The organism is Microbacterium sp. MM2322, assembly GCF_964186585.1.
GTDB lineage: Bacteria > Actinomycetota > Actinomycetes > Actinomycetales > Microbacteriaceae > Microbacterium.
The window spans coordinates 2,021,733-2,033,787 of the sequence record NZ_OZ075067.1; the positions used below are offsets into that span (position 1 = coordinate 2,021,733).

Sequence of the window (12,055 nt, forward strand, 5' to 3'; positions counted from 1 at the left end):
GGAGGACGCGGATGTCGGCGGGTGGTGGCACTCTGAGACTCATGCTCGGAACCCTTTTGGTTCGCTACCTCCGGACCTATCGCTGGCTGCTCATCGGCGTGCTGCTCTTCCAGTTCGCCTCAGCCATGGCAGCGCTGTACCTTCCCCGGCTGAACGCCGACATCATCGACCAGGGCGTCACCCAGGGCGACGTCGGCTACATCTGGTCGCACGGCGTCCTCATGCTCGTGATCGCGCTCGGTCAGATCGTCGCCTCCGTGGTCGCCACCTACTTCGCTGCACGCGCCGCGATGGCGGTCGGCCGCGACATCCGACGTGACATCTTCGACCGGGTCAGCGGCTTCTCTGAGCGCGAGGTGACCCAGTTCGGCGCCGGGTCGCTCATCACCCGCAACACGAACGACGTGCAGCAGGTCCAGATGCTCGCCATGATGGGCGCGACGATGCTCGTCACCGCTCCTCTGCTCGCCATCGGCGGCGTCGTGATGGCGCTGCAGCAGGACGTCGGCCTCAGCTGGCTCATCGGCGTATCGGTTCCGACGCTGCTGATCATCGGCATCCTCATCATCAGCCGTATGGTGCCTCTCTTCCGGAGCTATCAGACGAAGCTCGATGGCGTGAACCGGATCCTCCGCGAGCAGCTCACCGGAGTCCGGGTCGTCCGCGCCTTCGTCCGCGAACCCATCGAAGAGGAACGCTTCCGCGGCGCGAACACCGACATCCTGGTCGTCGGCCGCAAAGTGGGTTCGCTCTTCGTGCTGATGTTCCCGCTGGCGATGCTCGTCCTCAACATCACGGTCGTCGGGGTCATCTGGTTCGGCGGCATCGAGGTCAACGCGGGGTCGGTGCAGATCGGCACCCTCTTCGCCTTCATGCAGTACATCGGGCAGATCCTCATGGGTGTCCTCATGGCCACCTTCATGACGATCATGATCCCGCGCGCGGCCGTCTCGGCCGACCGTATCGGCGAGGTCCTCGCCGTCGAGGGCGGTCTCGTCCGCCCGGCCAACCCGGTGCGGGAGTTCCCCCGCCCGGGCGCGGTCGAGTTCGAGGACGTCGCCTTCACCTACCCGGGCGCCGACGCGCCCGTCCTCGAGGGACTCACCTTCGCGGCCGCACCCGGCGAGACGGTTGCCGTCGTCGGCTCGACCGGAGCGGGCAAGACCACGCTCATCTCGCTGATCCCTCGCCTATTCGACGCGACCGGCGGGACCGTCCGAGTGGCCGGCGTGGATGTGCGCGACGCCGACCTCGATGAGCTCTGGAAGGGCATCGGGCTCGTGCCGCAGCGTCCGTTCCTGTTCACCGGCACGATCGCGTCGAACCTCCGCTTCGGTCGCGAGGAGGCGACCGACGAGGACCTCTGGCACGCGCTCGAGATCGCGCAGGGCCGCGACTTCGTCGAGGAGATGGATGGCAAGCTCGAGGCCCGCATCTCGCAGGGCGGTACGAACGTTTCGGGTGGACAGCGTCAGCGCCTCTCGATCGCGCGCGCGATCGTGCACCGCCCCGACGTGCTCGTCTTCGACGACTCGTTCTCCGCCCTCGACCTCTCCACCGACGCGCGGCTTCGCCAAGCGCTGTGGCGCGAACTACCGGAGGTGACGAAGATCGTCGTCGCGCAACGCGTCTCGACGATCACCGACGCCGACCGGATCGTGGTGCTGGATGCCGGTCGTATGGTCGGCGTGGGAACGCACGACGAACTGCTCGCCACCAACGAGACGTACCGCGAGATCGTCGAATCGCAGCTGGGGGTGGACGCATGAGCGCGCCGGACACGCACCTCAGCGAAGAAGAGAAGCTCGAGGCGGAACTCGCCGAACAGGCACGTCTCAACAGCGGCTCGTGGGATTCGGTGGCGCCCGGCAAGGCGTCGCAATTCGGCCCGAGTTTCCTCCGGATGATCGGTCTGCTCGCTCCGTTCAAATGGGTGTTCGGTCTGGTGACGATCGCCGGTGCGATCGGTGTCGTCCTCGCGGTGATCGCTCCCAAGGTGCTCGGTGAGGCGACCAACATCGTCTTCGAGGGGTTCCTCTCGAACGTGCTCGGCGACAATCCCGCGTTCAACGGGCTCAGCCAGGATCAGGCCGTCGAGCTGCTCCGCAGCCAGGGTCAGGACCAGTTCGCGAACATCGTCGGATCGATGCAGAACTACACCCCGGGTACGGGCGTCGACTTCGACGCGCTGCGGGTGATCATCACGTGGGTGCTCGTCATCTACGTGGTCTCGGCAGTGCTGACCTGGCTGCAGGGCTACATCATCAACGTCATCATGGTGCGGACGATGTGGCGCCTTCGCGAGGACGTCGAGGCGAAGCTCAACCGCCTCCCCCTCTCACACTTCGATCGTGTGCAGCGCGGGGAGCTCATCTCTCGCGTCACGAACGACATCGACAACATCACGCAGACCATGCAGCAGTCGCTGTCTGGCGCGCTGACGGCGGTGCTCACGGTCGTGGGCGTCCTCGTCATGATGTTCTCGATCTCCTGGGAGCTCGCGATCGTCGCCCTGATCGCTCTGCCGCTCATGGCGATCATCTTCGGTGTCATCGGGCCGAAGTCGCAGAAGGCGTTCGGCGTGCAGTGGCGCAAGGTCGGCCGACTGAACGCCCGTGTCGAGGAGTCCTTCTCCGGCCACGCTCTCGTCCGCGTCTTCGGTCGCGAGGCCGACGCCCGCGCGAAGTTCCAGGAGGAGAACGAGGAGCTGTACCAAGCCGCGTTCAAGGCTCAATTCCTGTCCGGCATGATCATGCCGTCCATGACCTTCGTGGGCAGCCTCACTTACGTCGGCATCGCCGTACTCGGCGGCCTCATGGTCGCCAGCGGTCAACTCCGTCTCGGCGACGTGCAGGCGTTCATCCAGTACTCGCAACAGTTCACCCAGCCGCTGTCGGAGCTCGGTGGCATGGCCGCGGTCGTCCAGTCGGGCACCGCCTCGGCCGAGCGCGTCTTCGAGCTCCTCGACGCCGACGAGCAGGAGCCGGATGCCGCCGACGCCCCCGCGCGGGGCGACGGGCGCGGCGTGATCGAGTTCGAGCACGTGAAGTTCGCCTACGCACCCGAGCACCCCCTGATCACCGACCTCTCCTTCCGGGTGGAGCCGGGTCAGACGGTCGCGATCGTGGGTCCCACGGGCGCGGGCAAGACGACGCTCGTCAACCTGCTGATGCGCTTCTACGAGCTCGACGGGGGCCGCATCCTGCTCGACGGTCAGGACATCGCCGAACTGTCGCGCGACGACGTCCGCTCGCGCACCGGCATGGTGCTGCAGGATCCGTGGCTGTTCGCCGGGACGATCCGCGAGAACATCCGCTACGGCCGCGCGACGGCGACCGATGACGAGATCGTGGATGCCGCGGTCGCCACACGCGTGGACCGGTTCGTCCGCTCCCTCCCCGACGGGTACGACACGCTCCTCGACGAGGACGCCTCGAACGTCTCCGCCGGCGAGAAGCAGCTCATCACGATCGCGCGGGCGTTCGTCGCTCAGCCGGCGGTGCTCATCCTGGACGAGGCGACGTCATCGGTCGACACGCGCACCGAGCTGCTGCTGCAGCACGCGATGGCGGCACTCCGCGAGGGGCGCACGTCGTTCGTCATCGCGCACCGGCTCTCGACGATCCGCGACGCCGACCTCATCCTCGTGATGGAGCACGGCGACATCGTCGAGAAGGGCACGCACGACGAGCTGATCGCGACGCAGGGCGCGTACTACCGCCTATACCGGTCGCAGTTCGAGCAGGCCCACGATGAGCAGGCCCACGAAGAGCAGGGTGCAAACGTGCAGCGGGAGGATGCCGCGCCGGCGGAATAATCCATCGGTGGGGCGTGGTTGCGCCTCATCATGAGCCTGTACGAATCCGCCGTCTTCGGCGCCCTCGACCTGTCCAACCGCGTCGTCATGGCACCCCTCACCCGAACCCGCGCCACCGAGGACGGCGTGCCCACCGACGTCATGGTGGAGCACTACCGTCAGCGGGCCGGTGTCGGCCTGATCGTGACCGAGGGCACCTGGCCCGTCGTCGCCGGCAAGTCCTACCCGGGTCAGCCCGGCATCGAGACCGACGAGCAGGTCGCCGGGTGGCGTCGCGTCACCGACGCGGTCCACGCCGAGGGCGGCACGATCGTCATGCAGCTGATGCACGGTGGCCGCGTCTCACACCCGGAGATCTCCGGCGTCGACCTGGTCGTCGCCCCGAGCGCGATCGCCTCGCCCGGTCAGGGGCGGACGGCATCCAACGAGAAGGTCGACCTTCCCGTCCCGCACGCCCTCACGACCGACGAGATCGGTGACGTCATCGAGGAGTTCGTGCGAGCCGCGCGGAACGCGATCGCCGCGGGTATGGACGGCGTCGAGGTCCACGGCGCGAACAGCTACCTCGTGCACCAGTTTCTCTCCCCCGAGTCGAACGTCCGCGACGACGTGTACGGCGGATCGCCCGAGAACCGCGCGCGCTTCGGCATCGAGGTGACCCGCGCGGTGGCCGAGGCCGTCGGGGCGGATCGCACCGGCATCCGGTTGTCGCCGCAGCATCAGATCCCGGGGGTTCTCGAGATGGACGATGCGGACGCTCGCGCGACCTACACGGCTCTCGCCGAGGGGCTCGCCCCGCTCGGGCTGGCGTTCATCGACATCCTGCACGCCGACCCGAAGAGCGACATCGTGCAGCACATCCGTCACACGGCGGGTGCGCCGACGATCCTCAACTCGGGCTTCGGCGTCGTCACGACGCGTGAAGAGGCCGAAGAACTCGTCCTCGAGGGCTGGGCGGATGCCGTCGCCGTCGGTCGCCCTGTGATCGCCAACCCCGACCTCCCGACCCGCTGGGAGCAGCGCGCCGAGCTGAACGAGCCCCGTCCGGAGTACTTCTACGTGGGCGGCGCCGAGGGGTACACGGACTACCCGTCGCTGGCTGAGGTCCACTCGGAGCGCTGAACCCGATCAGTCGCCTGCGACGAAGTCGAACTCCTGGAAGTCGCGGACCTCGTGGCTCCAGCGGCTCTCCACGAAGGCCACGTGGTCGGGGTGCGAGGAGTAGGCGTCGTAGGCGGCTTGATCGTCGAACAGCATGGTGAACTGCCACCGCAGGTCGCTCTGCGGGCTGACCTGACGGTTGATGCGGAACTGCTGGACGCCGGGGATGGCCGTGAGCGACCGCTGCGCGTCCGTCAGAAAGGTCTTCTCCTCGGAGGATCCCTCGGCGTGGTGGAGGGCGAAGACGACGGTGTGCTGAATGGTCATGGTGACCAAGGCTAACCCCGGGTCCTGCCCCCGGCTCTCAGCCGGCGGTGATCTGGCGGCGGACCTCGTCGATCGTCGCGAGCACCGACACGACCTCGTCGTGCGGGTGCAGCGGCGACTCGACGAGCCCCTCGGCGACGTACGACGCGAAGGCAGTCGCCTGGTAGCTGAGCCCGTCGTGCACCTGGGGCAGCGCGTCGTCGCGCCACTGCTCGGCATCCGCTCCGTCGACGCTGAGGCGGAGTCCGACGGGGCCGTAGAACGGGCTCAACACGTCGAGGCGACCACGTGACCCGAAGACGGATGCCTCGATCGGCGTGACGGCGCCGAAGGTCGTCGTGAGGGCGGCTTGAGCCCCGGCATCCGTCTTCAGCGCGATCGTCGCACTGTCGTCGACGCCGGTCGCAGCGAGGGTGCCGACGGCGCGGATCGTGGTGGGCGGGCCGATGATCGAGGAGGCGAACGCGGCGAGGTAGACGCCGAGGTCGAGCATCGCACCGCCGCCGAGCGTCGGGGCGAACATGCGGCTCGTCGGATCGAAGGTGACCAGCGCGCCGAAGTCGGCCCGGACGAGATCGATGTCGCCCAGGATTCCCGCATCGAGGACCTGGCGGATGACGTCGGCCTGCGGCAGGTAGCGGGTCCACATCGCCTCGGCGACGAGGACGCCCGCGGCGCGCCCGGCGTCGAGGATCTCGCGCGCATCGGCGGCGTTCAGCGCGATCGGCTTCTCGATGAGGACGTGCTTGCCGGCGGCGATCGCGGCGAGCGCCTGCTCGCGGTGGAGCGGATGCGGGGTGGCGACGTACACGACGTCGACCTCGGGGTCGTTCACGAGCGCGTCGACGGATGCGTGCACGCGCCCGATGCCGTGCGCACCGGCGAAGGCGCGAGTCTTCTCGGCATCGCGCGCCGTCACAGCGACCGCCCGCTGCACCGTGTGCGCGTGGATGGCGTGGACGAACTGGTCCGCGATTCCCGTGCCGATGACGCCCCATCGGAGTGCGGGAACAGCGGCGGGATCGATCAGGCGCGGCGCGGGAAGAAGAGGCATCCCGCCATCCTGTCGCATGGCCGCGATTACCGCGGCTTCAGCAGCCCGGCCGCGTCCAGCGCCTGCCGCAGCGCGGGCGCGATGTGCTCGGCGAACTCGACCGTGAGGTGCGTCTGGTCGTACTTCGTCGGGAGCGTTCCGGCGAAGGGCGGGCAGACTCCGTCGACACAGGTGAACGGGAGGGACGACAAGGCGTGGTCGCCCTTCTCGGCCGCGGCCTTCTCGGACAACGCCTCCATCGTCCGCCAGGTGCCGTCGACCGCGCTGTCGCAGGACCTCGGCGACGAACTCGGCGTGTAGCAGGCGGCAAGGCTCACGCCCTGCGGCGGCGGGGCGAGGTGCAGCATCCGCTCCCCCATGCCGTACGACTCCGCTTCCCGCCGCTGGGCCGCGATGAGGGCGTCGGCCGACAGGTCGGTGCCGTCGACCGCGCGGCCGAGGGTGAACGCGTTCGACATCACGACGAGGTCCGGCTTGTCGGCCAGGATCGCGGCGCGCACGGCGGCCTTCCGCGCCTGACACCCCGCCATGACCTGAGGGTCGTCGTTCTCGACGAGGACGTCGGTGAAGCGGCATCCGTACATCCCCATCGCGGACACGCGGATGCCGCCGGCGCTGTCGTCGGCGATGCGCCGGAACGCAGGCGCGTAGGCCATCGCGGTCGAGTCCCCGACGAGCCAGATGTGCACCGGCGCGTCGCCGCTCCCCCACCCGCACGCCGCCGTCGCCCCCGGTGAGAAGCAATCGTGCGCCGGGTTCACCCCCGACGACGCCGCCATCACCCGGTCGAGCGACGGACTGAGATCGGGCCAGGCGTCGGCCGTGACGGCCGCGGCCAGCTCGGCCCGCAGGTCTGCGGTCGGGTCGCCCGAGACCGGTGGCGCGGATGCCGCCGGTCCCAACTCCGGCAGCGAGATCCGCGGTCCGTGCCACGACCCGGTCGCCCAGAGCGCACCGACGAGCGCGAAGATGACGAGCCCGGCCGTGGCGAGGAACACCTGCGCGGCGAAGCGCCCACGCCACGCGGCCATGCGGTTCCCCGTCCCGGCGGCGGGTACCGGATCGGGATCGGGTGCCGCCTCACTGGGGGCGGGTACCTCGGCTGCGAGCTCACGGAGCACCGGGGGCGCGGGCGCGCTGGGCCGCGCCATCCCGGGGTAGTAGCGCGTCCCAGGCGTCCACCCGGCGGGTCGGGTCGTCGCGACCGACGGCCGCGCGGCGATCGACGCGGCCGAAGGTTCCGGCACGGGGTCCGGCACTGGCACCGCGATCGCCGGCGCTCCGCTGCGGCGCGGCATCCCTCCGAGAAACGGCGCGTAGCGGAGCGGCTGCTCGACGATCAGGTAGGACGCGACGCCGAGCACGAGCGACGCACCCAGCACGATCCAGAGCCGACTCGGCTCCGCCGGCAGCAGCGTCTGCGCGAAGACCACGACCGGGAAGTGCCAGAGGTACAGCGAATACGACGCGTCGCCGACGAACACCGTGGCCGAGTTCGTCAGCGGGAAGAGGGCACGGTGGCGCGGGTCGCCGCCGACACCGCCGGCAAGGACGAGAGCGGTCGCTGCGACGGGCGCAGCTGCCCACGGCGCGGGGAAGCCTCCCGCGGTCGGGTCGATCATCACGAGCGATGCGGCGATCCCCCCGACACCTGCCCACTGCATCGCGACGCCGACCGGACGAGGGATGCCGCGGAGCACCGGCACGAGCCCGGCGACAACGGCACCTGCGGCCAGTTCCCATGCGCGCGTGAGCGTCGAGAAGTACGCGATGGTGGGCTGCGTGTGCGTCTGCACGAGCGCCCACGCGAAGGACCCGGCGACGATCGCAGCCGCCACGATGACGACGAGGCGCCCCACGCGCCGGCGCCCGACCGCGGCGACTCCGAGGAGGAGCGCCGCCGGCCAGACGAGGTAGAACTGCTCCTCGATCGACAACGACCAGAAGTGCTGCAGTGGCGAGACCGCGCCGGTGTCGGCGAAGTAGTCGGTGCCCTGAGCCGCGAAGTTCCAGTTCGAGGCGAAGACGGCCGCCCAGGCGGCATCCCACAGCGTCTGCTCGCCGCGGACACGGTTGAACACAAACCAGCCCGCCGCCCCGACGGCGATCAGGACGACAAGCGCCGCGGGCAGCAGGCGGCGCGCGCGACGCGCGTAGAACCGGACGAGCGAGACGCGTCCGCTCTCGCGCGCCTCGCGCAGCAGCATCCCTGTGATGAGGAAGCCCGACACGACGAAGAACACATCGACACCCAGCGCGCCGCCCGTGGGCCACCCCGCGGCATGCGCGCCGATCACCGCGACGACGGCGAGGGCGCGGAGGCCCTGGATGTCGCGGCGCGGTGCGAGGGGGGTGGGAACGTCGGAGTGCATTTCGAGAGCCGACGGAGAGTCTATGGGATCGGTCCCACGCCTCTCGCCGGCAGGTCAGTCCGCCTCGACGATGACGTCGTCTCCCACACGGATGACGCCGCCGCCGTCGGCTGGCAGGAGCAGGATGCCGAGGGTCGGCTCGTCGTGTCCGGACTCGGCCGTGAGCACCCGCAGCAGGCGGGCGTCCCGCTGACCCGTGTCGGGGTTCGCGGCGATGGCGGCGCACCGGCCGATCGGCCGCTGCACGTCGAACGCCACCTCTCCGATGCGGACGCGCCCCGTCCAGTCGAGCTCCGCCCAGGGCGCGACGCCCGAGACGACGATGTTCGACCGGAACCGCCGGTCGTCGACGGGGGCAGGCGTGACGGCGGCGACCGCGGCGACGGAGGCAGCGGCGTGCAGCGACACGTACCCGCGGGCACGGTCCTGGAATCGGGCTGAGCGACCGTCGCCGACGAGCCGCAGCGGAAGGACGCCGTCTCGCTGCAGGAGCCGCGCGTCGGAGGACTGCTCGAGGAAGGCGGTGATGGCCACCTCGAGTTCACGCCGCCCCGGCTCGTCGAGACCCGCCTCGGCCAGCAGCCGGTCGCCCTCGCTCATGCGGACGAGCCCGGTCTGCGGGTCGAAAGCGACGCGCACGCGCGCGATCGAGGGGAAGTCCATGAGCGCGAGGCCGCGGCTCTTCGGCCATGACTCGAGGCCGTCGGCGTCCTCGGGTTCCGTCGCGTCCGCGAATCGGAACGCGAGGACGCGGTCGCCCGCGATCCGGCCGTCGTCTTGGACGACGAGCTCCGAGCGAGGCTCGGGAGTGAATCCCTTGATCGGGTAGCGGAAAAGCTCCGAGACGGCGGCCATCGCTCTAGCCTGCACCACGGAGAGGGATGCCGCCGGTCAGACCTTCTTCTTGGCGGCGCTCCGCCGGACAAGACCGAACACGACCGTGCCGACGAAGAGCACGATGCCGATGAGGCCCAGCCAGAAGAGACCCTCGAACGCGAAACCGACGATCGACAGCACCACCCAGATGACGAGCAAAATGATGAGAACTGTCCACATAGGCCTCACCCTACGCGGGATCGGGTGGAGTACATACCGTCACGCCTGACGGTAGTGGCGGACCCGCTCGTCGCGTTCGAGGAGGAACTCGTCGTCCTCTGGGTAGAACACCGCTCGCTCGATGTCGTCGCCGGCGAACGCGGTGATGGCCTCGAGGCTCTCCCACCTAGACACCGTCGTGATCTCGGTGCGACCCTCGCCAAGGTCGCGGGTGAGCAGCCACGCGTCGAGGTTGCCGGGCGTCGCCCGATAGGCGCTCATCCCGGTGCGCTCGACGTAGTCGGCGTACCGGTCGCGGTCCTCTGTGCGGACCACGCCCGACCACATGCGGACGACCTGCGGGCTCTGCGGGGTGAAAGACGTCACCCGCCCACCCTGGCAGAGGGTGGACGGGTGACGCGAGGGATGCCGCGGCTCAGCTGCCGAGCGTCGACAGCTCCGCGAACTCGGCGTCTGTGAGCTCGATGGTCGCGCCCTGGAGGTTGTCCTCGAGGTGGGCGACGCTGGAGGTACCGGGGATCGGGAGCATGACCGGCGAGCGCTTCAGCAGCCACGCGAGGGCGATCTGCGCGGGCGTCGCGTTCTTGCGCTCGGCGATATCGGTGAGGGGCGAGTCGGCGCCGGTGAGCCCACCGGTCGCGAGCGGGAACCACGGAATGAAGCCGATGCCCTGCTCCTCCGACCAGTCGAGGAGGGCCTCGGCGTCGCGGTGCTGCAGGTTGTAGAGGTTCTGCACCGTGACGATCTCCGCGATCTCCTGGGCGGCCTTGACCTCGTCGATCGAGACCTCGGAGAGGCCGATGTAGCGGATCTTGCCCTCCTCCTGCAGCGCCTTCAGCTCGCCGACCTGGTCCGCGAGGGGGACCTTCGGGTCGATGCGGTGCAGCTGGAACAGGTCGATGCGCTCGAGGCCGAGGCGCCGAAGGCTCATCTCCGCCCCCTGACGCAGGAACTCGGGGCGGCCGAGCGGCGGCCAGACGTTCGGGCCGGTGCGGGTCAGACCCGACTTGGTCGCGATGAGGACGTCATCGGCGTAGGGATGCAGCGCCTCCTTGAGGAGCTCCTCGGCGACGTAGGGGCCGTAGGACTCGGCGGTGTCGAAGAAGTTGACGCCGAGCTCGACACTGCGACGGAGGACGCGGATCGCCTCGTCGTGGTCCTTCGGCGGACCCCAAACGCCGGGGCCGGTGAGCTGCATCGTGCCGTAGCCGAGGCGGTTGACCTCGAGGTCTCCGCCGATGCGGAACGTGCCGGACGACTGTGCAGGCTTCGTGTTGTTCGTCATGGGGAGTTGCAGCGCGCGGGCGCGCCGGAACATTCCCGACCGTCAGCTTTTCGCGCCGGTGAGGGCGAGCGCCCCGCCGAGGCCGATCATGAGGAATCCGCCCGCGCCGGACAGCGTTGCGAGGCGCTGCGGCGAGCGGCCGAACCAGGTGCGCGCGGTGCCGGCGGCGACGGCCCACGTGCTGTCGCAGATGAGGGCGATCGCCTGGAAGACGAGGCCGAGGAACAACAGCTGCGCCCAGATCGGCCCGGCGTCCCGGGCGACGAACTGCGGGAGCACGGCGACGAAGAAGGCGATGGTCTTCGGGTTGGTGATCCCGACGATGAACCCCTGTCGCAGCAGGGTGGTGACGGATGCCGGGGCTCCCCCGCCCCGGTCGGCGCGACGCTTCCGGTGCCGGATCGCCTGCACGCCCAGGTAGACGAGGTAGATCGCGCCCACGATCTTGATGGCCGTGAACGCGACGACCGAGGAGGCGACGATGGCGCCGACGCCGAAGGCCACCAGGATGAGCGCGGGGATGTTGCCGAGGGAGTTCCCGAGCACGCTGAGGACGCCGGCCCGGCGGCCGAGCGCGATGGACCGACCGATGACGAAGAGGACGCCGGGGCCGGGGATGACGATGATCACGATCGACGCCAACGCGAAGGCGATGAGGTTCTCGATCGGGATCATGAGGGAACGTTATCGCGCCCCGGCATCCGCTCCGATCTGCGACCATCGAGGTATGCACTCCATCACGACGGCGCAGCTGGCCGAGGCCTCCCCCGCGAACATCATCGACGTGCGCGAACCCGACGAGTTCGCGGCGGGTCACGTGCCCGGCGCGCGCAACATCCCCCTCTCGACGGTGCCCGACCACGTCGACGAGCTGCGCGAGCTCGAGGACCTGCACCTGATCTGCCAGGCCGGCGGACGCAGCGCGCGTGCGGCCGCGTTCCTCGAGCACCACGGTCTCGAGACGACGAACGTCGACGGCGGCACCGGGTCCTGGATCGCGGAGGGTCGCGCGGTCGAGCACTGACCCGGGGATAACACTCCGA

At 69.5% G+C, this 12,055-nt stretch carries 12 protein-coding genes; 4 read left to right on the forward strand and 8 right to left on the reverse strand.

From position 1 onward, the window contains the following. The first annotated feature begins 41 nt into the window (after positions 1–41). Genes ABQ271_RS09890 through ABQ271_RS09900 form a run of 3 tightly spaced genes read left to right on the forward strand, consistent with a single transcriptional unit; the run spans position 42 to position 4,939 of the window. A complete protein-coding gene (locus ABQ271_RS09890) occupies positions 42–1,769 on the forward strand; it encodes an ABC transporter ATP-binding protein (RefSeq protein WP_349308600.1) in 1,728 nt (575 codons plus the stop codon). Next, complete coding sequence (locus ABQ271_RS09895; RefSeq protein WP_349308601.1) at positions 1,766–3,817, forward strand: ABC transporter ATP-binding protein; 2,052 nt, start codon at positions 1,766–1,768, stop codon at positions 3,815–3,817. The genes ABQ271_RS09890 and ABQ271_RS09895 overlap by 4 nt, the downstream gene beginning before the upstream one ends. A gap of 30 nt (positions 3,818–3,847) precedes the next feature. Continuing rightward, the gene (locus ABQ271_RS09900) at positions 3,848–4,939 is read left to right on the forward strand and encodes an alkene reductase (RefSeq protein ID WP_349308602.1); all 1,092 of its coding nucleotides are present in this window, start codon (positions 3,848–3,850) and stop codon (positions 4,937–4,939) included. 6 nt (positions 4,940–4,945) lie between these two features. Here the strand turns inward: ABQ271_RS09900 and ABQ271_RS09905 are convergent, their stop codons facing one another. The 8 genes from ABQ271_RS09905 to ABQ271_RS09940 are packed head-to-tail and all read right to left on the reverse strand — an operon-like array spanning position 4,946 to position 11,687. Further along, on the reverse strand, positions 4,946–5,245 hold the full coding sequence (locus tag ABQ271_RS09905) for a Dabb family protein (RefSeq protein WP_349308603.1): 300 nt from the start codon (positions 5,243–5,245) through the stop codon (positions 4,946–4,948). 37 nt (positions 5,246–5,282) lie between these two features. Further along, positions 5,283–6,299 (reverse strand): Gfo/Idh/MocA family oxidoreductase, encoded by a 1,017-nt coding sequence (locus tag ABQ271_RS09910; RefSeq protein ID WP_349308604.1) that lies wholly within the window; start codon positions 6,297–6,299, stop codon positions 5,283–5,285. A gap of 26 nt (positions 6,300–6,325) precedes the next feature. After that, positions 6,326–8,671, reverse strand: a complete 2,346-nt coding sequence (locus ABQ271_RS09915) for an acyltransferase family protein (RefSeq protein WP_349308605.1) — start codon at positions 8,669–8,671, stop codon at positions 6,326–6,328. Positions 8,672–8,725: 54 nt separating this feature from the next. Beyond that, a complete protein-coding gene (locus tag ABQ271_RS09920) occupies positions 8,726–9,526 on the reverse strand; it encodes an MOSC domain-containing protein (protein WP_349308606.1) in 801 nt (266 codons plus the stop codon). 36 nt (positions 9,527–9,562) lie between these two features. Beyond that, entirely contained in the window at positions 9,563–9,727 is a 165-nt protein-coding gene (locus ABQ271_RS09925) for a hypothetical protein (protein ID WP_036311993.1), read from the reverse strand. Between the two features lie 39 nt (positions 9,728–9,766). After that, positions 9,767–10,093, reverse strand: a complete 327-nt coding sequence (locus tag ABQ271_RS09930; RefSeq protein ID WP_349308607.1) for a hypothetical protein — start codon at positions 10,091–10,093, stop codon at positions 9,767–9,769. Positions 10,094–10,142: 49 nt separating this feature from the next. Next, positions 10,143–11,012, reverse strand: a complete 870-nt coding sequence (locus ABQ271_RS09935) for an aldo/keto reductase (protein ID WP_349308608.1) — start codon at positions 11,010–11,012, stop codon at positions 10,143–10,145. 42 nt (positions 11,013–11,054) lie between these two features. Beyond that, on the reverse strand, positions 11,055–11,687 hold the full coding sequence (locus ABQ271_RS09940) for a LysE family translocator (RefSeq protein WP_349308609.1): 633 nt from the start codon (positions 11,685–11,687) through the stop codon (positions 11,055–11,057). 52 nt (positions 11,688–11,739) lie between these two features. Between ABQ271_RS09940 and ABQ271_RS09945 the strand changes: the two genes are divergently transcribed. Beyond that, positions 11,740–12,036 (forward strand): rhodanese-like domain-containing protein, encoded by a 297-nt coding sequence (locus tag ABQ271_RS09945; RefSeq protein ID WP_349308610.1) that lies wholly within the window; start codon positions 11,740–11,742, stop codon positions 12,034–12,036. Positions 12,037–12,055 lie beyond the last annotated feature (19 nt).

What these genes read in the sequence shown, in the direction of transcription:
- ABQ271_RS09890 (WP_349308600.1), top strand. Translation starts at nt 42, where the DNA reads ATGCTCGGAACCCTTTTGGTTCGCTACCTCCGGACCTATCGCTGGCTG.
- ABQ271_RS09895 (WP_349308601.1), top strand. Translation starts at nt 1,766, where the DNA reads ATGAGCGCGCCGGACACGCACCTCAGCGAAGAAGAGAAGCTCGAGGCG.
- ABQ271_RS09900 (WP_349308602.1), top strand. Translation starts at nt 3,848, where the DNA reads ATGAGCCTGTACGAATCCGCCGTCTTCGGCGCCCTCGACCTGTCCAAC.
- ABQ271_RS09905 (WP_349308603.1), bottom strand. Translation starts at nt 5,245, where the DNA reads ATGACCATTCAGCACACCGTCGTCTTCGCCCTCCACCACGCCGAGGGA.
- ABQ271_RS09910 (WP_349308604.1), bottom strand. Translation starts at nt 6,299, where the DNA reads ATGCCTCTTCTTCCCGCGCCGCGCCTGATCGATCCCGCCGCTGTTCCC.
- ABQ271_RS09915 (WP_349308605.1), bottom strand. Translation starts at nt 8,671, where the DNA reads ATGCACTCCGACGTTCCCACCCCCCTCGCACCGCGCCGCGACATCCAG.
- ABQ271_RS09920 (WP_349308606.1), bottom strand. Translation starts at nt 9,526, where the DNA reads ATGGCCGCCGTCTCGGAGCTTTTCCGCTACCCGATCAAGGGATTCACT.
- ABQ271_RS09925 (WP_036311993.1), bottom strand. Translation starts at nt 9,727, where the DNA reads ATGTGGACAGTTCTCATCATTTTGCTCGTCATCTGGGTGGTGCTGTCG.
- ABQ271_RS09935 (WP_349308608.1), bottom strand. Translation starts at nt 11,012, where the DNA reads ATGACGAACAACACGAAGCCTGCACAGTCGTCCGGCACGTTCCGCATC.
- ABQ271_RS09940 (WP_349308609.1), bottom strand. Translation starts at nt 11,687, where the DNA reads ATGATCCCGATCGAGAACCTCATCGCCTTCGCGTTGGCGTCGATCGTG.
- ABQ271_RS09945 (WP_349308610.1), top strand. Translation starts at nt 11,740, where the DNA reads ATGCACTCCATCACGACGGCGCAGCTGGCCGAGGCCTCCCCCGCGAAC.